The following is a 23283-nucleotide window of genomic DNA, read 5'->3' as shown; positions in this document are numbered from 1 at the left end:
GCACCGCACGAGGAATTCGTAGAAGTGCTACGCTAACGGCCCGTGGTGCCCTAACCGGAGAATCACCGTGCCCCGCAAGACCCCCATCGAACGCTATCGCAACATCGGTATCAGCGCGCATATCGACGCCGGCAAGACGACGACGACCGAGCGCATCCTGTTCTACACCGGCGTGAACCACAAGCTGGGCGAGGTGCATGACGGGGCCGCCACCATGGATTGGATGGAGCAGGAGCAGGAGCGCGGCATCACCATCACGTCGGCCGCCACCACGGCCTTCTGGAAGGGGATGGCGGGGAACTACCCCGAGCATCGCATCAACATCATCGACACCCCCGGCCACGTGGACTTCACCATCGAGGTGGAACGCTCCATGCGCGTGCTCGACGGCGCCTGCATGGTGTACGACGCCGTGGGCGGCGTGCAGCCGCAGTCGGAAACCGTCTGGCGCCAGGCCAACAAGTACAAGGTGCCGCGCATCGCGTTCGTCAACAAGATGGACCGCGTGGGCGCCGACTTCTTCCGCGTGCAGACCCAGATCGCCGATCGCCTGAAGGGCAACGCCGTGCTGATCCAGATTCCGGTCGGCGCCGAGGATCATTTCCAGGGCGTGGTCGATCTCGTGAAAATGCGCGCCATCGTCTGGGACGATACGAGCCAGGGCGTGCACTTCGAGTACACCGACATCCCGGCCGCGCTGCAGGCCACCGCGCAGGAATGGCGCGAGAAGATGGTCGAGGCCGCCGCCGAAGCCAGCGAGGACCTGCTCGAGCGCTACCTGAGCGGCGAGCCGCTGACCGAGGAAGAGATCAAGGCCGGGCTGCGCAAACGCACCATCGCCGGTGAAATCGTGCCGATGCTATGCGGCAGCGCCTTCAAGAACAAGGGCGTGCAGGCGATGCTGGACGCGGTGATCGACTACCTGCCGTCGCCGGCGGACGTGCCCGCCATCCTCGGCCACACCGAGGACGACAAGGAAGCCGAGCGCCACCCGAACGACGACGAGCCGTTCTCGGCGCTCGCCTTCAAGATCATGACCGACCCGTTCGTCGGCCAGCTGATCTTCTTCCGCGTGTATTCGGGCGTGGTGAATTCGGGCGACACGGTCTACAACCCGGTCAAGTCCAAGCGCGAACGGCTGGGGCGCATCCTCCAGATGCACGCCAACGTCCGCAACGAGATCAAGGAAGTGCGCGCCGGCGACATCGCCGCGGCCGTGGGCCTCAAGGAGGCCACCACGGGCGACACCCTGTGCGATCCCGACAAGGTCATCATCCTCGAACGCATGACCTTCCCGGAGCCGGTGATCTCGCAGGCCGTGGAACCGAAGACCAAGGCCGACCAGGAGAAGATGGGCATCGCCCTGAACCGGCTGGCCCAGGAAGACCCGTCGTTCCGCGTGGCGACCGACGAGGAGTCCGGCCAGACCATCATCTCGGGCATGGGCGAGCTGCACCTGGAAATCCTGGTGGACCGGATGAAGCGCGAGTTTGGCGTGGAGGCCTCGGTCGGCAAGCCGCAGGTGGCCTACCGCGAGACCATCAAGAGCACCGCCAAGGACGTGGAAGGCAAGTTCATCAAGCAGTCGGGCGGGCGCGGCCAGTACGGCCACGTGGTGCTGAACCTCGAGCCGATGCCGCAGGGCGGCGGCTATGCCTTCGTCGATGCCATCAAGGGCGGCGTGGTGCCGCGCGAGTTCATCCCGGCGGTGGACAAGGGCATCAAGGAGACGCTGGAAGCCGGCGTGCTGGCCGGCTACCCGGTGGTGGACGTGAAGGCGACGCTGGTGTTCGGCTCGTACCACGATGTGGATTCGAACGAAAACGCGTTCCGCATGGCGGGTTCCATGGCGTTCAAGGAAGGCATGCGCCGCGCCAAGCCGGTGCTGCTGGAGCCGATGATGTCCGTGGAGGTGGAAACGCCCGAGGAATTCACCGGCAACGTGATGGGCGACCTCTCCTCGCGGCGCGGCATGGTGCACGGCATGGAAGACATCGCGGGCGGCGGCGGCAAGATCGTGCGCGCCGAGGTGCCGCTGGCGACGATGTTCGGCTACTCCACCTCGCTGCGCTCCCTCACCCAGGGCCGCGCCACCTTCACGATGGAGTTCAAGCACTACGCCGAAGCCCCGGCCAACGTGGCCGAGGCGGTGATCAGCTCGCGCAAGAACTGAGCACGGGTGTTCTCCCCTTCCCGGAGGGAGCGGGGAGAACACCATGCGCCACCCGCCATCGATTCATGGCATGATGCTCCGGCGGCCACACGCCGCCTCATCCACTGCTACGGGAGCGCACCATGATGGCATTCCTCGGTACTGTGCTGGTTGGACTTGTCGTGGGGCTCATCGCCCGCGCCATCAAACCTGGCGACGACAAGATGGGCTGGATCATGACGATCCTGCTGGGCGTGCTTGGCGCGCTGGCGGCCGGCTACATCGGCCGGTCGATGGGGTACTACCAGCCGGGCGAGGCCGCCGGATGGATTGCCTCGGTCATCGGTGCCATCGTGCTACTGGTGATATACGACCTGGTTCGCCGTAAGAACTGAAGCGCCTTCCTTGCCGCAACGCTGCAGCGCGGTGGTGCTGCCCGGGGCGGCCATCGCCGCGACCTGCGGCGCCACCGAGCGCAGCACGCGCACCGCCAGCGCGCTCGTGAACGCGTAGCGCGCCGCGTACGGCTCGCGCACGTGGATCGTCACCGTGCCGAAATAGCGGTCCCCCAGCAGGAACACGAAGGTGGCCGACCGGTTGACCGAGCGCGACGAAATCACGCGCCCGCCCGGACCATAGGTCTGGAAGCGCTGGTCGCCCGTACCGGTCTTGCCGCCAATCATCAGTGGCGCGCCGGGCTGCCCCGGCCGGCTGACCGGCGTGAAGGCCCCCCGGATCGACTTGGCCGTGCCACTCTCCACCACATCGAACATCGAACGCCGCACCAGCGCGGCAATCTCGGGCGCAATCAGCACCTTGCCTGGCCCCGGGCGCAGGGCGTATGTCGTGGCATAGGGGGTGTCGGCGGCAAAGGCGAGCGTGCGGATCGTGGACGGCTGGGCATCCACGCCATTGCCGAGGATGATGCCAGCCAGCTCCGACAGCGCCGCCGGGCGGTCACCCGAGGCGCCGATGGCCGTGGCGTACGACGGCGTCAGCGAATCGAACGGATAACCGAGCCGCTGCCAGCGCTTGGCCACCTTGTCGAACGCCTCCTTCTCCAGCAGCGTGCGGATGCGGGCGTCCTGCCCCAGCTTGCTGCGGGTCTTGAACAGCCACTTGTAGACGTATTGCCGCTCGTCCGCGCTGGCCTTGAGCACCTCGCTCAGCGTGGCATCCGGGTTGTTGCCGAGGTATTCCACCATCCACAGTTCCAGCGGATGGATGCGCGACAGGTAGCCCCGGTCGTTCAGGTCGAATTTGTCCTTCCCGTACTTGTCGTAGAGCTTGTGCAGGTCTTCCTCGGACGGCTGCTTCTGCTTGGGCAGCCGTGCGCGCACCAGGCCGGCGTAGGTGTCGAAATCGGTGGCCGGCCGGGCGCTCAGCAGCGTCACCGAGAGGCGCACGGCCCCAAGGTAGGGCGTCGGCTGCTTCACGCGACCTAGCAGAACGTTCAAACGCTCATCCGAAGTCTTGCCCCGGTAGCGCTGCCAGAACGCCGTCATATAGGAGCTGCCTTCCTCATCGGCAAAGCGCTCCAGGTACGGGCGGCGGCCCGGGTCGCTGCGATCCTCCATCAGCGCGGTGGCTTCCGGGTGGGCCTGGTGGACTTCGTACTTCACGATGTCGCGCATCATCCGGATGAATACGAGATTGACCGAATGCTGGAAGGCCACGCGCACCGTCATCTGGCGCTCGCCCTCCCATTTCTCGAAGTTCGTGAAGCTCTGCATGCCGCCGCCGGTGTAGAACGCCTCGCCGGCATTGCCCGAATACTTGCGCTCCATCGCGGCTTCGAGGATGGCCCCGCGCGAGCGCTCGGCCGGCGTCTTGGCCTTGATCAGCGTGTCGATCACCCAGCGGGTCAGCGCGTCCTGGCGCGGCACCTGGATCGCGGCCAGCTCGGCCCGGCTCAGGCTGACGTGGCGATCGTAGATCTCGTTGATGACTTCCAGATAGGTGACCAGCGTGCGCAGCTTGGCGGTGGAGCCCAGGTTCAGCCGCGCCCCCGCGTTGATGTCGAACGGCTGGTCGACATTGTCGGCCTGCACCCGCACCAGGCTGGCGTTGCCCACGCGCTCGAACAGCGTGAAGCTGGCCACGAGCCGCGACGGGTCGTCGCCCTCGCGCAGCAGGTTCTTGCCGTACAGGCCCATCTCGTGGGCATCGGTCTTGTTGCGGATGCGCAGCAGCGTGTCCGTGACCATGCGTTGCACTTCACGGTTGATGCTGCTGTCGACGGTCAGGTCGAGGCGGTCCAGCGCGTAGCGGCTGTCCACGCCCAGCAGGTGCGACACATCGTTACGCACCTGGTTGACCGCCTTGCGCGTCACCCAGGGCGCCGGGTCGGGCCGCTGCGGCGGGGCCGCCTTGTCCAGCGACTGCGCCAGCGCGGCGTCGCGCAACTCCGGAGTGATGGTATTGGTGGCCGCCAGCAGCCGCAGGTAGCTGCCGGTCAGCGCGTCCAGGTTGGTATCGTCGCGCCGCAGGTGATACGACGGCCGGCGCTGCGAGACGATCAGCGACAGCGCGCGCTTGTACGCCTGGGCCTCGCGCGGGGTGGGGTGGCGCGGGTCCATGTTGCGGATCAGCGCGTTGACCTCGCCGAAGTCCTCGCCGTACCAGACGTACAGCCCGTCGCCAATGCCGTTGATCTCGCCATGCCCCACGCGCGCGGAGAGCGGCACCGTGTTCAGGTAGTCGAGCACGATGTTTTCGCGGGCGCGCTGGGTGTCGGGACCGTTGACATAGGCGCGCAGCGAGGCCGAGGTCATCTGGCGGAACTTGTCTGGAATCGACTGGGTCCGCCCCTCGGGCGAATGGCGGAATTTCTCGATCTGGGTGGCGAGCGTGCTGCCGCCGGCCGAGTCGTGGTGCCGGTCGGCCAGCTTCACGGCCTGGTCGAGCACCGCGCGCGAGAACCGGCGCCAGTCCACGGCCGGATTCATCATCGGATACTCGGGATTGAGCAGGTTCTGGTTCTCGACGTAGAGCAGCGACGCCACCACCACCTTCGGCACCGCGTCGAAACTATCGTACTGGCGTTGGGGATAGCGTTCGAAGGCAAGCGTCAGCGCGTTGCAGTCGCGCACGATCAGGCCGGCCTGGTTTTTCTCTCGGTAGGGCGGAAAGATGCCCTCGTCCATCAGCCGGACGAGATCCGGCGACATGCGCACCTGCGCGCTCGTGGCAAACCCGTGCCGCAGCAGGCGCTCGCCGAACTCGGGCAGGCGCTCGTAGCCCAGGCGCTCGTCGTACGGACCGGAATGGGGATAACGGATGCTGTCGCTCGCGCCGGGCTGGATTTCGTAGGTCAACGACTTGCCCAGCCGGCTCATGTACAGAGCCTGCCATTGCGACGTGCGAACCTCGTGCGTGACGAGGGTCACAACCATGTAGGCGCCGCCACATACGGCAACCGCCAAGCCAGCGAGAATCCAGCGACGACGTGACACGTTTCGGCATCCGGTTGCGCTTGCGCCCACCAGTTCCGGGGCGCCACCAGCTTTTTCATTGCAGGCTGCCGCGCCAGCATCGGCGTGCGACGGCCTGTATTGATATTACTAGCAACCAGCGTGGAGTGGCATGCCGAAGTGGGCTGGCGCACGCTTTCAAACACGGAATTTCTTGCGGCGCCGTGCCCGGCACGCAACACGTGGCGGGCCGGCACGCCACACGGGTGCCGCGAGCCGCCCGCGCGTCACACGCGGGCGGTGCGGCCATGTCAGTTTTGCACTGACCGGCTTATGCCGATGCCGCCGCCGATGCCACCGGGCGCCCGCCGAACGGATAGCTCGGATCGGTGTAGCCGGGCGTGGAAGCATGGCCGCGCGGCACGAGCTTATCGACCAGCGCCTCTTCCTGCGCCGAAATCGCGACGTTCACTGCGCCGAAGTAGTCCTCGAACTGCGCCAGCGTGCGCGGCCCGGCGATCACGCTGCTGATGATCGGGTTGGCCAGCACCCAGGCCGTGGCGAACTGGCCCGGCGTGATGCCGCGCCCTTCGGCATGCGCCTTGAGCTGCTGGGCGATGACCAGCGACTCCTCGCGAAACTCGGTTTCCATCATGCGCCGGTCCGCCCGGCCGGCGCGGCTGTCCGCGTCCGGCTTCTGGCCCGGCAAATACTTGCCGGTCAGCACGCCGCGCGCGATCGGGCTGTAAGGCACCACGCCCAGGCCGAAATGTTCGCAGGCCGGCAGGATTTCCACCTCCGGCATCCGGTTCAGCAGGTTGTAGTACGGCTGGCAGGCCACCGGGCGCGGCACGCCCAGGCGGTCGCACAGGTTGGCGATCTCGGCGATACGCCAGCCACGGAAATTCGACACGGCCCAGTAGCGGATCTTGCCGGCGCGGATCAGGTCGCCCATGGCGCGCACCGGTTCCTCAAGATTGGCGCCAGCGAAGTCGCGGTGCAGGTAGAGGATGTCCACATAGTCGGTGGCCAGCCGGCGCAGGCTGTCTTCCACCTCGCGCAGGATCCACGTACGTGAATAGTTCGACTGGTTCGGACGGCTGCCCATCGCGTTGCCGAGCTTGGTGGCAAGCACCCAGTCGTGGCGGTCGGCGATCAGCAGGCGGCCCACCATCTGCTCGGAACCGCCCTTGCTGTAGACGTCGGCGGTGTCGATGAAATTGACGCCGTGGTCGCGTGCGCTGCCCACGATGCGGGCGGCCTCGGCCTCATCGGTCTGGTCGGCGAACATCATCGTGCCCAGGCACAGGGCGGAAACCTTCAGGTTGCTGGCGCCGAGGCGGCGGTACTGCATGGTGAAATCTGGCATGGCGAATTCCCAGGGTAGTCGAGGCCGAAGCAAAGGGTCTGGCGGCGCCTGCGCGACCGCCAGCGCGCATTGTGCGCCGATGTGGCGGGGCTTGCAGGCGACGCGCCGCTAGAGGCGCTTTCGGGCGCTTTCGGGCGCTTTCGGTCAGCTCCGCTGTGGATTCAGGCTTCCACAGGGTGGAATCCGGGCAGTGCCGGCACCCGCTCGGCCAGGAAGGCCAGCAGCGCCCGCGTGCGCGCCGGCTGGTGGCGGCGCGACGGATAGACCAGATAGGCATCCTGCGCCGGGCCCTGCCAGCCGGGCAGCACCGGGGTCAGCGCGCCGGTGTCGAGCAGGTCCTGCACGAGCCAGGCCGGCGTCAGGCCAAACCCGGCGCCCGCCAGGAAGCTCTCGCGCATGGCCAGCGAGTTGTTGGCGCGATAGCGGCACGGCGCGTCCACCTTGGCGACGTTGCCGTGGGTATCGGTCAGCACGATCTCGTCCCCGGCGGCGAGCCAGGTGAAGCGCAGCAGGTCGTGGCCGGCCAGATCGGCCGGCTGCCGCACCGGGGCATGGCGCGCGAGGCAGCCCGGGGCGGCCACGAGTCCGCGCGGCGACACCGCGATGCGCCGCGCCACCACATTGGGCGGCAGCGACGCGCCGAGCCGCACCGCCACGTCCACGCCCGCCTCCACCAGATCGACAAAACGGTCGTCGAAGACCAGTTCGACATCGACCTCCGGATACCGGGCGAGGAAATCGAGGATCAGTGCATTGAGCCGCAGCACGCCAAAGCTGACCGGCGCGCTGAGGCGCACCTTGCCCACGGGACGATCCGCCCGGCCGCGCGCATCGGCGGTGGCTTCGGCATAGGCGTCGAGCACGGTCAGGGCATGGGCATAGAAGCGACGGCCGGCCTCGGTCGGCTGCAAGTGGGTGGTGCTGCGCTCGAGCAGCCGCACACCAAGGTCCGCCTCCAGCGCGGCTACGGTCTTGCTGATGGTCGGCTGGGTGCTGTCCCGCTCACGCGCCACGGCGGAGAGGCTGCCCAGCTCCACGGCGCGGGTGAAGACGTGCATCGCCTTGAGGGTGTCCATGTCATTCTTAATTGGAATGATTGATATGCGATTCTGCCGCGTTCTCGTGCGAATCGGAATAGGTGACAGTGGGGCCATTCCCACTTTGATGAGAGTTTTCTGATGTCTGCCTATTCGCTGCTTCGCATGGTTGCCCTGACGGGCTGCATCGCCGCCGGCCCCGCCATGGCCGCCCCGCAATGGGTGCCGACCTGGGTGGCCAGCCAACAACCGGTCTGGCGACCTGATGAACTGCCCTTGCCGACTGGCTTGCCGGCCCGGCTTGATGACCGCACGGTGCGGCAGGTCGCCCGCGTCAGCATCGGCGCGAGTCGGGTGCGCGTGGTGCTATCCAATCAGTACGGCCGGGTGCCGCTGACTGTCGATGCCATCCAGCTCGCTCGTCATGCCGGCGGCGGCGTGATCGATCCGACCACCAATCATGCGGTGACCTTCGCCGGCAAACCCGCGATCTCCATCCCGCCCGGCGCCACGGCGACCAGCGACCCGGTGTCGCTGCCGGTGCCAGCACTGGCCGAGGTGGCGGTCAGCCTCCACCTGCCGGCGCCGGTGCGGATCGCCACCTTCCACTGGGATGGCCGGCAGACCGCCTATATCGCCGATGGCCACCACGTGACGGACGCCGCCCTGCCCCGGCCCGAGACCTTCCAGGCAAGGCTGCTGCTGTCCGCCATCGAGGTGGAAGCCCGCCCGCCGGCGCCCGTCATCGTCGCGCTCGGCGATTCGATCACCGAAGGCAACGGCGCCACGCCCGACGCCAACCGGCGCTGGCCTGACGTTCTCGCCGCCCGGCTGGCCGGGGACGGCATCGCGGTCCTCAACGCGGGCATCTCGGGCGGGCAACTGCTGCGCGCCGGCATGGGCGAAGCGGGCCGCGCGCGCTTCGAGCGCGACGTGCTCGATGTGCCCGGCGTGCAGGCGGTCATCGTCGCGCTGGGCATCAATGACATCGGCTGGCCCGGCTCGACCTTCCTGCCGACGACCCGCTTGCCCGCCGCCCCCGACCTGATCGCCGGCTACCAGTCCCTGATCGACCGCGCGCACCGGCGCGGGGTGCGCGTGATCGGCGCCACGATCACGCCGTTTGCAGGCGCGCTGGCTGTGGAAGGGTCGCCGATCCACGGCTACGCCAGCCCGGAGAAGGACGCGCTGCGCCAGCAGGTGAACCACTGGATCCGCACCAGCGGCGCCTTCGATGCCGTAGCGGACTTCGACGCCGCCCTGCGCGCCCCGGCCCGCCCGGACGCCCTGGAGACAGCCTTCGACAGCGGCGACCACCTCCACCCTGGCGACCGGGGCTACGCAGCGATGGCCGGCGCCATCGACCCCGCCGCGCTGTTGCCTGCGCGCCAGCCATGAAAAAAGCCGGCAAGGTTGCCCTTGCCGGCTTTTCTGGTGATGCCTGCCCGCGCTCAGTCTTCGAGCTTCGGCAGCGCGGCGCTGGTCTTGGTCGACAGCAGGCCGCTCTTCGCGTACGTCTGGAGCTTCTCGCGGGTGTCCACGATGTCCAGCGTGCGCATCGTCAGTTGGCCGATGCGGTCCAGCGGCGTGAACATCGATTCGCCCTTTTCCATCGTCAGCCGTTCCGGCTTGTAGGTCAGGTTCGGCGACGTGGTGTTCAGGATCGAGTAGTCGTTGCCACGACGCAGTTCGATGGTCACCTCGCCGGTCACGGCGCCCGCCACCCAGCGCTGGGCGGTTTCGCGCAGCATGATGGCCTGCGGGTCGAACCAGCGGCCCTGGTACAGCAAGCGGCCCAGGCGGCGGCCATTGTCGCGGTACTGCTCGATGGTGTCTTCGTTGTGGATGCCGGTGATCAGGCGCTCGTAGGCGATGAACAGCAGCGCGAGGCCCGGGGCTTCGTAGATGCCGCGGCTCTTGGCCTCGATGATCCGGTTCTCGATCTGGTCGCTCATGCCCAGGCCGTGGCGGCCGCCGATGACATTGGCTTCCATGAACAGGTCCACGCTGTTCGCGAAGGTCTTGCCGTTCAGGGCCACGGGCTGGCCTTCCTCGAAGCGCACGGTCACTTCCTCGCGCTTCACTTCCACGTCATCGCGCCAGAACTGCACGCCCATGATCGGCTGGACGATGCGGATGCCCGAGTTCAGGTGCTCGAGATCCTTGGCCTCGTGCGTGGCGCCAAGCATGTTCGAGTCCGTCGAATACGCCTTTTCGGCCGACATCTTGTAGTCATGGCCGCTCTGGCGCATGAACTCGGACATTTCGGCGCGGCCGCCCAGTTCGTCGATGAACTGCTGGTCCAGCCACGGCTTGTAGATCTGCAGGCCCGGGTTGGTCAGCAGGCCGTAGCGGTAGAAACGCTCGATGTCGTTGCCCTTGAACGTGCTGCCATCGCCCCAGATGTTGACGCCATCGTCCTTCATCGCGGCCACCAGCATCGTGCCGGTCACGGCGCGGCCGATCGGCGTGGTGTTGAAGTACGTCACGCCAGCCGTGGAAATGTGGAATGCACCGCACTGCAGCGCGGCGATCCCTTCGGACACCAGCTGCACGCGGCAATCCACCAGACGCGCTTCTTCGGCGCCGTACGCCTTGGCGCGGCGGGGAATGTCGTCGTAGTCCGGCTCGTCGGGCTGACCCAGGTTGGCCGTGTAGGCGTAGGGAATGGCGCCCTTCTGGCGCATCCAGAGGAGCGCGGCGCTGGTGTCGAGTCCGCCCGAGAAGGCGATTCCGACGCGCTGGCCGGAAGGAATGTGCTGCAGGATGGTAGTCATCGCCAGAAATCTAGGTGAATTTGTCGGCTCTTGGGGCGCTCCCGCGTGAAACCCCCACACGGCAGCCGATGCGGCGCCCGAACTCGTAACCTTGAATTGTGACACGCCCGGGCGGTAGCGCCAAACTGCGGGGCCCGGGCGGGGTTCACTCGGCGCTCAGTCGGCGTCGTCCACGAGCAGGTCCATGGGAACGCCAAGTGCCAGCGCCAGCCGCTGCAGCACGTCCACGGTGCCGTCGCGCTTGCGGTTTTCGATCTGGCTCAGGTAGGGGGTGCTGAGCCCGGCCGCCTGGGCCAATGCCTCCTGGGTCATGCGACGGTAATCGCGCCAGGCCTTGACTGGATGGTCGCCCGCCAACTCCGCGTCGACCACGGCGGCCGGAATGCGTACACCGTCATCGGCCGCCTTGGCACGGTCATACAGGGCTACATCGTCGAGATCCTCGAACAGGTGCTTCACCTTGTCCCAAACGTCGATCGGCACGACTGCAAAGGCCCGCTGGCCATCTTGCTCGATAAATTGGATGTCGGTCATTGATAGGCGCCCCCGCGCGGATTGAGACGGATTCCCCGCCAGCATGTCGATCTTGCTGCGGATCTGGGTGGCAACGTTGCGCGGCATGGCCTTCAAAGCCCGGCGCGCCTGTCTGGAAAGGTCAACTTCATGGACGTGCGTCATATTAGCTTATCGCTAAGTAATCCGCAAATAAAATTAGCAACCGAAATGGACGCTGATTTCATTGCGGTGGGAGTGACGAACGCCAGGGAAGAGGGCGGCTTGTGGACGGGAAGAAATCGGGTCGCCCTGGCATGGAGCGCCTATCCTAGCCCGGTGCCCAGCGTGAAAACGTGTCCGGCGGTGACGGACACGAAAAGTAACAATGTGGACGTTGTCCATTTTATTTGCTAGTCTCTTGTGGACGGCGTACACAAATCGCCGGCCAACGCCAAACCAGGAGATGTCGATGTCCAAGAAAGTCCAGTCCTATCTGTTCTTCGACGGTCGCGCAGAGGAAGCGGCCGAGTTCTACAAGACCGCGCTCGGTGCCAAGGTGGAAATGCTGCTGCGCTTCCGTGACAACCCCGAGCCGCAGGACGCCAGCCCCGGTTGCGGGCCCGGTGCCGGCAACGATGACAAGGTCATGCATATGGCGCTGCAGATTGGGGACACCACGATCATGGCGTCCGATGGCGACTGCAAGGGCCAGACCGCCTTCCAGGGCTTCGCGCTCTCCATCACCGTGCCGGACGCCGCGACGGTCGACAAGACGATTGGCGCGCTGAGCGCGGGCGGCAACGTGGTCATGCCGGCGATGAAGACCTTCTTCTCGGAGCGCTTCGGCATGGTGGCGGACAAGTTCGGCGTGACCTGGATGGTCCTGGTGGCGGCCGAATAGGCGCCGATGGCAGGGTCCCGGCATGGCCGTGCCGTAAAATGCGCGGCCAACCGGAGACATGCCATGGAATCCCGCCTGACCGACCTCGAGATCAAGCTCGCCTTCCAGGAAGACCTGATCGAGACGCTGAACCTGGCCGTCGCGCGCCAGCAGCAGCAACTGGACCTGCTCCAGGCCCAGTTCCGGGCGCTGTACCAGCAGGTCCGGACGAGTGCCTCGGCCGCCGCCGAGTCCAATCCGCAGCATGAGATTCCGCCGCACTATTGAGGCGGCAGCAGCCATGCGGCGCACTCATCACACAGGAACGATGCCTCCCGGGCCCGGTCTGACCGGCAACGATGCCAACCGAACCGAGCCCATGGCCCGTCCCTTGATCAATCGCTTCTTCCACGCCCGCCGCGCGCTGCTGGCCACGGCCGCAGTCGCCGCGCTGGGCAGCTTCGCCCTCGCCCACGCCGCCTACAACGTATGGACGGGCGAGTACACCTTCACCAAGGCCGAATTGCAGAGTGCCGTCGAGAAACGCTTTCCCACCACGCTGCGCTATGGCGAACTGGTGAGCGTGCAGCTGTCGCACCCGCGCCTGGTGCTGGATGAGGCCACCAACCGCATCACCACGCAGATGGATGCGGCCATCAGCAACACCATCCTGCCGTCCCCGCCGGTCAACGGCACGCTGGCGCTGAACAGCGGCGTGCGCTACGACGCCACGCAGCGTGCCGTGCTGCTCGACAATCCCACGGTCCAGCAGGTACAGGTGCAGGGCATGAGCCAGTACAACGAGCAGCTCAATGCCATCGGCGCGGTGGTGGCGCAGCAGTTGCTGAAGGACTATCCGCTCTATACGTTCAAGCCCGAGGAGCTACGCTTCAACGGCAAGGACGTGCAGCCGGGCGCGATCACCGTCGCGGCGGACGGTATCCGGGTGAAGCTCGATCTGCGTTAGTCCGAGGTAGTCCGAGCTAACCCGCGCCGGCTTCCAGCCCCAGCGCGGTGGCAAGCGCCGCCAGCGTCGGCCCGATCGGCGCGAGCACCTTCAGCGTCAGCAGGGGATCGGCCCGCGTGGTGCCAAGGTTCAGGGCGGCAATCGGCAAGCCGCGCTCGTGCGCCCAGACGCAGAAGCGATACCCCGAGAACACCGTCAGCGACGAGCCGATCACCAGCACGGCGTCCGCTGCATCGAGCGCCAGCCGCCCGGCCGCCACGCGCTCGCGCGGCACCGATTCGCCGAAGAACACCACATCGGGCTTGAGCAGCCCTTCGCAGCGCTCGCACACCGGCACCGAAAAATTGTCGAATAGCGGCGATTCCAGATGGGCGTCGCCATCGGCCGCCGGCAGGGCCGACACATCGCGGAATTCGGGATTGTGCTGCCACAGCCAGCGCTGGATGTCCGCGCGCGGGTAGCGCGTGGCACAGGACAGGCAGATGACCTGGCCGATGCTGCCGTGCAGCTCGATCACCCCCTGGCTGCCAGCGCGCTGGTGCAGGCCATCCACGTTCTGCGTGACCAGCCCGGCCACGCGCCCGGCATCGCCCAGCCGCGCCACCACGCGATGGCTCACGTTCGGCTGCGCGCCGTCCGCCACGGGCCAGCCGACCATACTGCGCGCCCAGTAGCGCTGGCGCGCCGCGTGGCCGCTCAGGAAGGCGGTGATGGTCATCGGCGCGGAGCGCTGCCACCGGCCCTGCTCGTCGCGGTAGCCCGGAATGCCGGAGTCCGTGCTGATGCCGGCGCCGGTCAGCACAAACAGGCGCGGATGGCGCTGCACGAAGTCGAGAAGGTCTTCCACCGGCCGGGGGTTACGAGGTGGACGATGTAGAAGAGGCCTCGGCGCGCGCAGCCTGGCGCGCCTCCCACGCCCTCAGTTCCCGCCGGTAGCGGTCCATTTCGTCGTTGTAGTAGTCAAAGATGCACGGATCGCAGCCGCTCTGGCAGCACTCGTTGTCGCCAGGGCGCTCGGGCGGGAGCGGACGCGGATCATCGGAAACGGGGGAAGACACGGCTCAAGACCTGAAGGAAATGTTACGGCGCCAGTATATGCCGCCTGTCCGGTTCGGTCCGCGGACCGCCCCTCCGGCGCCGGCCTGATCTGCATCGTTCCAATCCGATGTTGAATTGTTTCGAAGGTGGCCCATCGCGCACACGATTGCGGCGGCAGGCTGCTAGCCTTGTGGCAAGGTTGCCGCCGGCCACCTCTGAGGCGTGGATGATCGGATACGCTGCCATGCGCGTTGCGACGCGACTCCCTTCCCTATGCAGCCTGCTTGCCGCAATGCTGGCCACGCTGGCGGTCGCGCCGGGCCCGGCCACGGCCGAGGAGCCGCCGCCGCAGGGCGGGACCCTCCGCCTGCCCGCCTACACCCCCAGCAACATCGTCCCCGCACCCAATCCGCCGTTCCCCGCGCCCGCCCTCCTCGCCCCGGCCACGCCCGGCGGCACGGTCGAAGGGGCTGCGGCCAAGACCCACCCGGTGGGCCGCCCCAAGATCTGCCTGGTGCTGTCCGGCGGTGGCGCGCGCGGTGCCGCCCATATCGGCGTGCTGAAGGTGCTCGAGGAACTGCGTGTGCCCGTGGACTGCATCGCCGGCACCAGCATGGGCTCGCTGGTCGGCGGCGCGTATGCCAGCGGCATGAGCATCAAGGAAATGGAGGAACTGGTCGGCGGCTTGTCCACCAGCGCGCTCTTCAAGGAACGGCCACCGCGTCAGGATCTGGCCGTCCGCCGCAAGCTGGACGACCACACCAACCTGTTCACGCCCGAGATTGGCGTGCGCGGGGACGGGCTGCTGCTGCCCAAGGGTGCGGTCTCCGGCGTGCAGCTGGAAACGGTGCTGCGCAAGCTCTCCAACACCCCCGGCTATCGGAATTTCGATACCTTGCCGATTCCTTACCGCGCCGTCGCCACCGACCTTGTCGCCGGCACCGCCGTGGTGTTCACCGAGGGCGAGCTGGCGAACGTGATGCGCGCCAGCATGTCCGTGCCCGGCGCCGTGGCGCCCACCGAGTACCAGGGCAAGCTGCTCGTCGATGGCGGCCTGACCGACAACCTGCCCGTGGACGTGGCGCGCGCCATGGGGGCCGACATCGTCATCGCGGTCAACCTCGGCACGCCGCTGATGAAGCGCGAGGACCTGACCTCGCTGATCGGCGTAACCAGCCAGATGCTGAACATCCTGACCGAGCAGAACGTGCGCAGCTCGCTGGCCTCGCTGCGGCCCATGGACATCCTGATCCTGCCCGAACTCGGCGAATTCTCCGCCGGCGACTTCGACCACCTGCCCAAGACCATTCCGATTGGCGAGGAAGCCGCCCGGCGCCAGCACACCCGGCTCGCCGCGCTGGCGATTCCGCCCGACGAATACGCCACCCTGCGCGCCGCGCAGCGCAACCTGGCGCCACCGGACCTGCGCCCCGTGGACGAAATCCGCTTCGCGCCGATGGAGCGCGTGAGCCCCGGGTTTGCCGCCGCGACGATGGAAACCCACCCCGGCGAGCCGATCTCGCAGGCCACGCTGGACCGCGACATGCGCCGGCTGTTCGGCACCGGCGACTTCGAGCACGTGAACTACCGCTTCCTCGAGGAACCGGGCAAGCGCGTGCTCGGCGTGGAAGCCATCGAGAAATCGTACGGGCCCAACTACCTGCGCTTCGGGCTCGGCCTCAGTTCCGACTTCCGCGGCGACGCCTACTTCAACCTGCTGGCGAGCTACCGCCGCACGTGGATCAACTCGCTCGGCGCCGAATGGCGCACGGACGCCCAGGTGGGCCAGACCTCCAGCCTGACCAGCGAGTTCTACCAGCCGCTCGACACCCGCCAGCTGTTCTTCATCGCCCCGCGCTTCGAACTGGAACGCCGCCCCATCAATGTCTTCAGCGGCAGCCAGCGGATCGCCCAGTACGACCTGCGCCGCACGGACCTGGCGCTGGATGTAGGCACGCAGATCACCAAATATGGCGAGGGACGCCTGGGCTTCGTGCTCGGCCACCAGAACGCGTCGCTCTCCACCGGGCCGGCGTTCCTAGACCCGGGCCATGAAAGCATCGAGCGCCGTGCCTTCACGGCCCGGATACTGGTGGATCAGGTCGACAGCATCAACTTCCCGCGCTTCGGCTACGGGGCGACGATGAACGTCTACTCGTCGCAAGGCGCAATGGGCGCCACCGACACCTATACCAAGGGCGACCTGACGGCCACCTATGCGCACTCCTTCGGCAACAACACCATCAACTTTGGCGTGCGGGCCGGCTCCAACCTGGGCGGGCCGGCGCTGCCGCCGTACGCGATGTTCCAGTGGGGCGGCTTCCTGCAGCAGTCCGGCTACTCCACCGGGCAGCTGATTGGCGGCAATATCCAGTTCGCGCGGATGGTCTACTACAACAAGCTCGTGCGGCAGACCTTCCTCGAAGGGGTCTACGCCGGGTTCTCGCTGGAGGTCGGCCGCGTAGGYGATCCGCTGGTACCGGGCAACCCCACCGGGGTGCTCAAGTCGGGGGCCGCCTTCCTCGGCCTGGACAGCCCGATCGGGCCGTTCTACCTCGCCTATGGCCGCGCGGCAGGCGGTCAGTACGCGTTCTACCTGTTCCTGGGCAAGCCTTAGGGACACTCAGGGGACAAATCCTGCGGAGATGTGACGGCCCTATCGCAAAGTGCGCTACGGCCAACCCCCACCGAGGTGGCATGTCGGCAGGAAGTGCCGCTGCCTATACTGGCCTCGTCGTTGGGACCCCCGTCCCGGACGACACCCCTTACCCAGTCGCCGCCCCAATCGGCGACATTTTTTTGGGCGAATCCCGGCAGGCCCCGCCGTGGGACGTTAAGATGCGCGATTATCGAACGCCCCCCGCATCGTATTTCCTGCCGAATTCCCATATGGACGCCCCCGCCCCCATCAGCCTCAAGCCTGCACAGGCCGACTCCGTCCGCGCCGCCCGGCCGCCGGCCGACATCCTGTCCAGCTTCGCCGGCGACCCGAATTTCATGCTGTCGCTGGCGCGCGGCCTGACGGTGCTGGAGGCTTTCTCCGAACGCAAGCGCCCACTCACTATCTCGCAGGTGGCGCAGCGCACGCAGTTGTCGCGCGCCTCGGTGCGGCGCTGTCTCTATACGCTGGAGCAGTTGGGCTACGTGAGCCAGCAGGATGGGCACTTCGCGCTGCGGCCGCGCGTGCTCCATCTGGGGCACGCGTATTTCTCCTCGACGTCGCTGGTCTCGGCGGCGCAGCCCATCCTCGACAACCTGAGCACGCGCATCCACGAGACCTCGGCCCTGGCCATTCTCGACGGCACGGACATCCTCTACCTGGTGCGCTCGGAAGTGCAACGTGTGCTGACTCACGCACTTGGAATGGGGAGCCGGCTGCCGGCCTATTGCACGTCCACGGGCCGGCTGCTGCTGGCCCACCAGCCCGAGGCAGTGCTCGAGGCGTTCTTCGAACATGCCGAACTGCGTCCGCGCACCTTGCAGACCAAGATCTCGCGCACGGAACTGGAAGCAGCCTTCCGGCGCGCACGGGAACTGGAATACGTGCTGATCGACGAGGAACTGGAACCGGGTTTGCGGGCGATTGCCGTACCGGTGCGGTCGCTCTCGGGCACCGTGGTGGCGGCCATCAGCGTCAGCGTGAAGGCCACCCGGGTGTCCGAGGCGGAGATGGTGGCGCGGCTGCTGACCCCCATGCGGGAGGCCGCCGTTGCCATCGGGAAGTTGATCGGGACTTAAGCGTCCCGATCAGGGGGGCGATGCCGAAAAATCAGCCCCGGTGCGCCAGTTCGAGCTGGAACACCAGCCGCTGGAGGAAGTTCTCCATGCGGCCATCCGGGTTCAGGAAGGCGCAGCCGTAGTGGTGCACGGTGTTGTCGTCGAAGCCGACCAGCCAGTGGCCCACCACCTGCATGTCCAGTTCCAGCCGGCCCAGTTCGGCAAAATCCAGCACACACTTCTTGACGACCGTGCCCACCGGCAATTGGTCAGCGCCCACCGAGCGCGAGCGCAGGCCCGCGCCGGACAGCGACAGATCGGCAATATCGAGGTGCAGCGTGCGCTTGTCGGCCGTCTCCGGCAGATGGATCTGGCAGCGGTAGCCCTTGGTCAGCAGCGTGCGCGCGCGGAAATGGCGGCGGCGCTGGAAGTGGTAGAGCTTGTCCGGGAAATCGGCGATGAAGGCCGGCCCGCCCTCGAAGCGCGTGGCGCCGGGCACGCCGACCACGAAGTTCACAGGCACGCCGCGCAGCAGTCCCGAGAACGCATTCTTGTCCGAGGCCATCAGCGCCTGGCGCTCCGCATCCGCGCGGCACCAGTCGAAGATAAAGGTGCGGTTGGCCGGATCCACGTGCAGGATCGACGTCACGATCTCAGAGCCGCGCGCCGAACGCACGTTCAGCAGGCACTTCTGCCAGGCCAGGTCGCGCAGGACCGTGCCGATCTGCGAGCTATGCGTGAGCCGGTAGCGTTCGTCCGAATGCGAGCCTTCCTGCTCGTCAGGTTCGCCCTCGATCTGGGACCGGTTTTGGGCCTGCTCGGGCCCTCGGGAATCTTGGACACTCATGGGGAATACGCTACGTCGAAAGTGGTTACTCGCCGTCTTGCCTGGGGCGGGCAACGCTTGTGGATCTGGCGGCGGCCAGCGCCGCATGGTAAGCGCCGCCCGGGGATGGCGCAAGTCATGCCTAGGCCTTCGGCAAAATACGACGTAACTTTAGCAACCGACTTCCGGGGGGTAGCGGTTGCAAGGCCTTTTCAGCCGGATTCCATCTCCGCGCGGAGCCAGCCGTGGAGCGCCTCCAGCCGGTCATCCTGGGCGAACGGCGCCGGCGAAATCAGGTGGTAGGACGACCCGTCCGCCACAAACCCCAGCGGCGCGGCCAGCCGGCCATCGGCGAGTTCGTCGACCGCCATCAACCGCGACGCCATGGCCCAGCCCAGGCCGGCCGCAGCCGCCTGCAGGCTCAGGTAGAAGTGTTCATACCACGGGTCTGACCGGCCGATCTGGACGGTGGGACCGGTTTTTTCATCCCCTTTGAGTTGCTGCCAGCGTTGCCAGGCATCGGGCCGGGTGCGGGTGTGGAGGCGCGTGACCGCCGCCGGGTCAGCCGTGGCCAGGTCCGGCCGGCAGACCGGCCCGACGCGCTCCAGCGCCAGTTCGCGCGTGTGCCAGCGCGCATCGAACGGGAAATCGTTGCGGCGCAGCGCTACATCCACCCCGCTTCTCCGGAAATCGATCGGCCCGCCCGCCGCCATCAGGTGCAACGCGATGTCCGGATGAGCGTCGGCAAAGCGCGACAGCCTTGGAATCAGCCAGCGCATGGCGATGGTCGGCTCGCACGACAGCACCAGCGCGGCCCGGGGCGCCGGCGCGCGGATCCGGGCGACCGCCTCCGCCAGCCCGGCCAGAGATTGCGTGGCGGCAACGTGGAGCGTGCGGCCGGCCTCGGTGAGGAAGACCGCGCGGTTCCGGCGCTCGAACAGCGGCACACCCAGCGCCTCTTCCAATTGGCGGATCTGGCGGCTGATGGCGCCGTGCGTCAGGTGGAGTTCGTCAGCGGCGCGCACAAAGCTGCCAAGCCGCGCGGCGGCCTCGAAGAACCGGATCGCGCCCAGCCAGTGCATCGGCGGCAAATCGCTCATCTGTCAGATTTCCTCACCATTTTCGGCGAGTATATATCGGTTGTCTGGCTTGTTCCCTCTGGCGAGAATGGCGGCGCGATCCCCCTCCCATCGAACCGGAAAACTGACCGATATGTCACCTCTTGCCGAAGCGCTGGCCGTCGCCAGCATCACCCTCCTCGCCGTGATCAGGCCCGGCCCCGACTTCGCCATGGTCACGCGCAACAGCTACCTGTTCGGCCGGCGCACCGGGCTGCTATGCGCGCTGGGCATCGCGCTCGGGGTGCAGGTGCACGTCTGCTACACCATGTTCGGCGTGGCGATGCTGATCGAGCACGCGCACGGCTGGCTGACGGCGGTGAAGCTGCTCGGCGCGGCCTATCTGATCTGGATCGGCATCAAGACCTTGCGCAACCGCACGCCGCTGACGGTGGATACCGGGGACAACGCGCGCGAGGCGCCCAGGCTCTCCGCCTGGGCTTCGCTGCGGATGGGATTCCTGACCAATGCGCTCAATCCCAAGACCACGCTGTTCGTGGTCAGCACCTACACACAGGTGGTGGATGCCCATACCCCGTGGGCGGTGCAGCTCGGCTACGGGCTGTTCATGTCCGTGGCGCACTGGGCGTGGTTCAGCCTCGTGGCGTGGGGCTTCGGCGCGGCGCCGCTGCGCGCCGCGATGCTGCGCCGGCAGGGTTTGATCGACAAGACGCTCGGCTCGGCGCTGTGCGGGCTGGGGGTGGCGCTGGGGCTCAGCAACCTGGGGCGATAGCGGCCAGCGGGTAGGCGGCGCGCGGCACATGGCGCGCGCCCTCCGGGCTCAGAAAACTCTCAAACAGGACGAAGCGGTCGGCGGTCCACGCTGGCAGGGTCAGGTCGTGCTGCGCGGCGAGCCAGTCGCGCAGCACCGCCTCCGGCAGGCCCGGACGGCAGCGCGCCACGGTCAGGTGCGGATGGAAGCGACGGCGCTCGCGCGCGATGCCGACGTCGGCCAGCGCGGCCTCAATGTCGTCGAATAGCGCGGTCAGGTGATCATCGTGCGCCAGTCCGGCCCACAGCACGGCACCCTGCCCGCCTCGGAAGCGCCCGACGCCCTGGACCTGCATCGTCAACGGCGGCGCCTGCATGGCCTCCAACGCCTTGCCGATGCGCGCGGCACAGTCTTCGTCCTGATCGCCAAGGAATCGCAGCGTCAGGTGCAACTGCCCGGGCGGCACGGGCCGCACGCCGCGATGCACGGGCAGCGTATGCAGCAGGCCCGCCGCCACAGCGGGCGGCGTGTCGATGGCGATGAACAGCCGGGCCAAAGCCAGAAATCAGCCGAACGCCAGCGCCGACTGCAAGCCCTGCGCGCGCGGCGCCACGACGTCGAGATCCACGCCCCGGACGCCCTCCAGCCGCAGCAGCGCCCGCTTGCGGTCCACGCCGCCGGCATAGCCGGTCAGCGCGCCCGACGCACCGAGCACCCGATGGCAAGGCACGATGACCGAGAGCGGATTGCGCCCGACGGCGCCCCCCACCGCGCGCGAGTGCGCCGGTGGCAGCCCGAGGCCGGCGCCAAGCTGCCCGTACGTCGATGTATCGCCAAATTCGATGTCGCACAGCGCCTGCCAGATGCGCTGCTGAAAGGCGCTGCCGATAAAGCGGATGGGCACCGCGAAGGTCTGTAGCGCACCGTCGAAATAGGCGGCCAGCTCTTGCGCCGCCTGGTCCAGCACGCGCTGGTCGGCCGCCGATGCGATATAGGTCGCGGGCGCGCCGGCGGGGTAATACTTCTGCCCGGAGAAGAACATGCCGGTCAGCGCGCCGTCGTCGGCCCGCAATAGTATTTCCCTGAGAGGACTGTCGATGATTTGATAGCTGGTCATGCTGCCTGCTCCTTGCTGTGATCTTCGGATACTTCTTCCATGGGCTCGCCGGACGCGGGCGGCGTGCCATAGCGATGCCAGAGATGAATCGCCGCGTAGGCGCGCCATGGCGCCCAATGCGCGGTTCGATCGTGCATCGCGCGCACCGTGCTCACGGCGAGCACCTTGCGCAGCGCGTAGTCGGTGGCCGGAAAGGCGTCCGGCCAGCCCAGCGCGCGCATGGCGATGTACTGCGCGGTCCAGTCGCCGATGCCGTCGATCTCGCGCAGCCGGGCCACGGTCTCCTCGGGCGGCGCAAGCGGATCGAGCGCGATGTCGCCTGAGACGATGCTGAGCGCCAGCGCGCGGATCGTGCGCAGCTTGCCCGGCGTCACGCCGGCCTCGCGGTAGATCTCGTCGGGCAGGTCGGCCAGCGCCTGCGCGGTCGGGAAGATGTGCGTCAGCGGCGGCTGGCCGGCCAAGGCGGGCAGCCCGGCCAGCGCCTCGGGCGGCAAGGGCTCGCCGGCCAGCGCCCCCAGCCGCGTGAGAATCCGCCGCGCCTGGATCACGGAAATCACCTGGCCGACGATCGCCCGCACGGCAATCTCGAAGCCATCGAACGTGCCCGGCAGGCGCATGCCCGGCACATCGGCGGCGAGGTCGCCCAGATGGCGATCCACCACGTCCGGCCGACAACCGAGGTCGCACAGCCGCCGCACCTTGCCGAGGGATTGCGGAATCGCGTGGGCCAGCGTGCCGGAGAGCGTCACGCGCAGCACCGTGCGCTTCGGCACATGCTCCAGCCGCACCCAGCCGAGGTGGCGCTGCGCGCCCACGTCAACGGCCAGCGTGCGGAGGTAGACATCGCCTCGTACTTGTTCGACACCGTCCACGACACGCACGCCGAGGAAGGCCAGCAGCGCGGACCACGCCAGCGGCGGCCGGTAGCCCAGCTCGAACACGAGCTGGTCGGCCATGCCCTCGGCGGCGCGGCGGCGCATGGTGAGCGGCGTCAGGCCGTAGCGCTGGCGCAGCACGTCGTTGAAGCGCCGCACGCTGCCAAAACCCGCCGCCAGCGCCACTTGCGTAACGGGCAGCGTGGTGTCGGTCAGCAGCCGCTTGGCCAGCAGCAGCTTCTGCGTCTGGGCGTATTCGAGTACCGAGACGCCGAACTGCGCATCGAACAGGCGCCGTAAGTGACGCTCCGTCACCCCGATGCGCTTGGCGAGTTGCGCCACGCCGGCCTCGGCCATGAAGCCTTCGTCGATCAGCGTGGCCGCGGCCTGCGCAAGCCGGCCGGAAATATCGGCCAGCCCGTGCCCGGGTGCCAGTTCCGGCCGGCAGCGCAGGCAGGGCCGGAAGCCGTGCTTCTCGGCCGAGGCGGCGGTGTCGTAGAACGTGCAGTTCTCGCGCCGGGGCGTGCGCACCGCGCAGATCGGCCGGCAATAGATGCCCGTGGACGACACGCCGACGAAAAACCGTCCGTCGAAGCGCCGGTCGTGCGAGGCGACTGCCTTGTAGCAGGTGTCGGGATCGAGGTTCATGGGAAGCATCCTACCGCTTCCGGCGCCGGGAAATACGCTGGAATCGGACATTCGCCTGAGACAACTGTCCCCGATTCTGAAAGTGCGGCCCCACGCGTTCCGGGATGGTGCCACGGGGCTAGAATCGCATCACTGTTCATCG

At 67.4% G+C, this 23283-nt stretch carries 21 protein-coding genes; 9 read left to right on the top strand and 12 right to left on the bottom strand.

What is annotated here, in order from left to right; all coding sequences use genetic code 11:
* Positions 1-67 precede the first annotated feature (67 nt).
* Together fusA and AC1DEL_RS26415 are read left to right on the top strand one after the other, a co-directional pair.
* Entirely contained in the window at positions 68-2173 is a 2106-nt protein-coding gene (gene fusA / locus AC1DEL_RS26420; protein WP_092301611.1) for an elongation factor G, read from the top strand.
* Positions 2174-2295: 122 nt separating this feature from the next.
* Positions 2296-2547, top strand: a complete 252-nt coding sequence (locus tag AC1DEL_RS26415) for a GlsB/YeaQ/YmgE family stress response membrane protein (protein WP_092301614.1) — start codon at positions 2296-2298, stop codon at positions 2545-2547.
* Here AC1DEL_RS26415 and AC1DEL_RS26410 read toward each other — a convergent pair.
* The 3 genes from AC1DEL_RS26410 to AC1DEL_RS26400 form a co-directional block, all read right to left on the bottom strand.
* Positions 2509-5547: a transglycosylase domain-containing protein gene (locus AC1DEL_RS26410; protein WP_477108977.1), complete on the bottom strand. Its 3039-nt coding sequence runs from the start codon at positions 5545-5547 to the stop codon at positions 2509-2511. The two genes, AC1DEL_RS26415 and AC1DEL_RS26410, sit on opposite strands and share 39 nt — an antisense overlap.
* A 349-nt stretch (positions 5548-5896) precedes the next feature.
* The gene (locus tag AC1DEL_RS26405) at positions 5897-6934 is read right to left on the bottom strand and encodes an aldo/keto reductase (RefSeq protein ID WP_477126425.1); all 1038 of its coding nucleotides are present in this window, start codon (positions 6932-6934) and stop codon (positions 5897-5899) included.
* A gap of 161 nt (positions 6935-7095) precedes the next feature.
* On the bottom strand, positions 7096-8010 hold the full coding sequence (locus tag AC1DEL_RS26400) for a LysR family transcriptional regulator (RefSeq protein ID WP_477126424.1): 915 nt from the start codon (positions 8008-8010) through the stop codon (positions 7096-7098).
* Between the two features lie 102 nt (positions 8011-8112).
* Here AC1DEL_RS26400 and AC1DEL_RS26395 point away from each other — a divergent pair, with 102 nt between their 5' ends.
* A complete protein-coding gene (locus tag AC1DEL_RS26395) occupies positions 8113-9369 on the top strand; it encodes an SGNH/GDSL hydrolase family protein (RefSeq protein WP_477126423.1) in 1257 nt (418 codons plus the stop codon).
* A gap of 53 nt (positions 9370-9422) precedes the next feature.
* Here AC1DEL_RS26395 and argG read toward each other — a convergent pair whose 3' ends face one another.
* Positions 9423-10748 carry an argininosuccinate synthase gene (gene argG / locus AC1DEL_RS26390; RefSeq protein WP_092301629.1) on the bottom strand — a complete coding sequence of 442 codons (1326 nt, stop codon included), beginning with the start codon at positions 10746-10748 and terminating at the stop codon, positions 9423-9425.
* Between the two features lie 156 nt (positions 10749-10904).
* Entirely contained in the window at positions 10905-11426 is a 522-nt protein-coding gene (locus tag AC1DEL_RS26385; protein WP_255371003.1) for a helix-turn-helix domain-containing protein, read from the bottom strand.
* Positions 11427-11712: 286 nt separating this feature from the next.
* Here AC1DEL_RS26385 and AC1DEL_RS26380 point away from each other — a divergent pair, with 286 nt between their 5' ends.
* From AC1DEL_RS26380 to AC1DEL_RS26370, 3 genes are all read left to right on the top strand, one after another.
* Positions 11713-12144, top strand: a complete 432-nt coding sequence (locus tag AC1DEL_RS26380) for a VOC family protein (protein ID WP_092301632.1) — start codon at positions 11713-11715, stop codon at positions 12142-12144.
* 63 nt (positions 12145-12207) lie between these two features.
* Complete coding sequence (locus tag AC1DEL_RS26375) at positions 12208-12411, top strand: SlyX family protein (protein ID WP_092301635.1); 204 nt, start codon at positions 12208-12210, stop codon at positions 12409-12411.
* A 91-nt stretch (positions 12412-12502) separates the two neighbouring features.
* Positions 12503-13090: a DUF1439 domain-containing protein gene (locus AC1DEL_RS26370; protein WP_092301687.1), complete on the top strand. Its 588-nt coding sequence runs from the start codon at positions 12503-12505 to the stop codon at positions 13088-13090.
* Between the two features lie 16 nt (positions 13091-13106).
* Here AC1DEL_RS26370 and AC1DEL_RS26365 read toward each other — a convergent pair whose 3' ends face one another.
* Together AC1DEL_RS26365 and AC1DEL_RS26360 are read right to left on the bottom strand one after the other, a co-directional pair.
* Positions 13107-13937, bottom strand: a complete 831-nt coding sequence (locus AC1DEL_RS26365; RefSeq protein ID WP_477126422.1) for an NAD-dependent protein deacetylase — start codon at positions 13935-13937, stop codon at positions 13107-13109.
* 10 nt (positions 13938-13947) lie between these two features.
* Complete coding sequence (locus tag AC1DEL_RS26360; RefSeq protein ID WP_477110845.1) at positions 13948-14148, bottom strand: oxidoreductase-like domain-containing protein; 201 nt, start codon at positions 14146-14148, stop codon at positions 13948-13950.
* Between the two features lie 224 nt (positions 14149-14372).
* Here AC1DEL_RS26360 and AC1DEL_RS26355 point away from each other — a divergent pair, with 224 nt between their 5' ends.
* Positions 14373-16745, top strand: coding sequence for a patatin-like phospholipase family protein (locus tag AC1DEL_RS26355; protein WP_255371004.1), 2373 nt, complete (start codon positions 14373-14375; stop codon positions 16743-16745).
* Positions 16746-17017: 272 nt separating this feature from the next.
* Positions 17018-17866 (top strand): IclR family transcriptional regulator domain-containing protein, encoded by an 849-nt coding sequence (locus AC1DEL_RS26350; RefSeq protein WP_092301644.1) that lies wholly within the window; start codon positions 17018-17020, stop codon positions 17864-17866.
* Between the two features lie 31 nt (positions 17867-17897).
* Here AC1DEL_RS26350 and AC1DEL_RS26345 read toward each other — a convergent pair whose 3' ends face one another.
* Together AC1DEL_RS26345 and AC1DEL_RS26340 are read right to left on the bottom strand one after the other, a co-directional pair.
* Positions 17898-18692, bottom strand: coding sequence for a flagellar brake protein (locus tag AC1DEL_RS26345; protein ID WP_092301647.1), 795 nt, complete (start codon positions 18690-18692; stop codon positions 17898-17900).
* Between the two features lie 191 nt (positions 18693-18883).
* Positions 18884-19753 carry a LysR substrate-binding domain-containing protein gene (locus AC1DEL_RS26340; protein ID WP_477126428.1) on the bottom strand — a complete coding sequence of 290 codons (870 nt, stop codon included), beginning with the start codon at positions 19751-19753 and terminating at the stop codon, positions 18884-18886.
* A gap of 130 nt (positions 19754-19883) precedes the next feature.
* Here AC1DEL_RS26340 and AC1DEL_RS26335 point away from each other — a divergent pair, with 130 nt between their 5' ends.
* Entirely contained in the window at positions 19884-20522 is a 639-nt protein-coding gene (locus AC1DEL_RS26335) for a LysE family translocator (RefSeq protein WP_477126421.1), read from the top strand.
* Here AC1DEL_RS26335 and thpR read toward each other — a convergent pair.
* Genes thpR through AC1DEL_RS26320 form a run of 3 tightly spaced genes read right to left on the bottom strand, consistent with a single transcriptional unit; the run spans position 20503 to position 23141 of the window.
* The gene (gene thpR, locus AC1DEL_RS26330; RefSeq protein WP_092301653.1) at positions 20503-21057 is read right to left on the bottom strand and encodes an RNA 2',3'-cyclic phosphodiesterase; all 555 of its coding nucleotides are present in this window, start codon (positions 21055-21057) and stop codon (positions 20503-20505) included. The genes AC1DEL_RS26335 and thpR overlap by 20 nt on opposite strands.
* Before the next feature lie 9 nt (positions 21058-21066).
* Positions 21067-21618: a methylated-DNA--[protein]-cysteine S-methyltransferase gene (locus tag AC1DEL_RS26325; RefSeq protein ID WP_441593708.1), complete on the bottom strand. Its 552-nt coding sequence runs from the start codon at positions 21616-21618 to the stop codon at positions 21067-21069.
* Positions 21615-23141 (bottom strand): DNA-3-methyladenine glycosylase 2 family protein, encoded by a 1527-nt coding sequence (locus AC1DEL_RS26320; protein ID WP_477126420.1) that lies wholly within the window; start codon positions 23139-23141, stop codon positions 21615-21617. The genes AC1DEL_RS26325 and AC1DEL_RS26320 overlap by 4 nt, the downstream gene beginning before the upstream one ends.
* Between the last annotated feature and the right edge of the window lie 142 nt (positions 23142-23283).

The organism is Cupriavidus sp. 10L43_2 (assembly GCF_056395265.1).
The sequence above is the reverse complement of the archived record's forward strand: the minus strand, read 5'-3'. Positions and strand labels throughout refer to the sequence as shown.

Coding starts and splice junctions, on each gene's coding strand:
- AC1DEL_RS26335 (WP_477126421.1), top strand. CDS start 19,884: ATGTCACCTCTTGCCGAAGCGCTGGCCGTCGCCAGCATCACCCTCCTC.
- AC1DEL_RS26325 (WP_441593708.1), bottom strand. CDS start 21,618: ATGACCAGCTATCAAATCATCGACAGTCCTCTCAGGGAAATACTATTG.
- AC1DEL_RS26340 (WP_477126428.1), bottom strand. CDS start 19,753: ATGCACTGGCTGGGCGCGATCCGGTTCTTCGAGGCCGCCGCGCGGCTT.
- AC1DEL_RS26410 (WP_477108977.1), bottom strand. CDS start 5,547: ATGGTTGTGACCCTCGTCACGCACGAGGTTCGCACGTCGCAATGGCAG.
- AC1DEL_RS26395 (WP_477126423.1), top strand. CDS start 8,113: ATGTCTGCCTATTCGCTGCTTCGCATGGTTGCCCTGACGGGCTGCATC.
- AC1DEL_RS26370 (WP_092301687.1), top strand. CDS start 12,503: ATGGCCCGTCCCTTGATCAATCGCTTCTTCCACGCCCGCCGCGCGCTG.
- AC1DEL_RS26415 (WP_092301614.1), top strand. CDS start 2,296: ATGATGGCATTCCTCGGTACTGTGCTGGTTGGACTTGTCGTGGGGCTC.
- AC1DEL_RS26320 (WP_477126420.1), bottom strand. CDS start 23,141: ATGAACCTCGATCCCGACACCTGCTACAAGGCAGTCGCCTCGCACGAC.
- AC1DEL_RS26350 (WP_092301644.1), top strand. CDS start 17,018: ATGGACGCCCCCGCCCCCATCAGCCTCAAGCCTGCACAGGCCGACTCC.
- AC1DEL_RS26405 (WP_477126425.1), bottom strand. CDS start 6,934: ATGCCAGATTTCACCATGCAGTACCGCCGCCTCGGCGCCAGCAACCTG.
- AC1DEL_RS26400 (WP_477126424.1), bottom strand. CDS start 8,010: ATGGACACCCTCAAGGCGATGCACGTCTTCACCCGCGCCGTGGAGCTG.
- AC1DEL_RS26385 (WP_255371003.1), bottom strand. CDS start 11,426: ATGACGCACGTCCATGAAGTTGACCTTTCCAGACAGGCGCGCCGGGCT.
- AC1DEL_RS26380 (WP_092301632.1), top strand. CDS start 11,713: ATGTCCAAGAAAGTCCAGTCCTATCTGTTCTTCGACGGTCGCGCAGAG.
- AC1DEL_RS26345 (WP_092301647.1), bottom strand. CDS start 18,692: ATGAGTGTCCAAGATTCCCGAGGGCCCGAGCAGGCCCAAAACCGGTCC.
- AC1DEL_RS26375 (WP_092301635.1), top strand. CDS start 12,208: ATGGAATCCCGCCTGACCGACCTCGAGATCAAGCTCGCCTTCCAGGAA.
- argG (WP_092301629.1), bottom strand. CDS start 10,748: ATGACTACCATCCTGCAGCACATTCCTTCCGGCCAGCGCGTCGGAATC.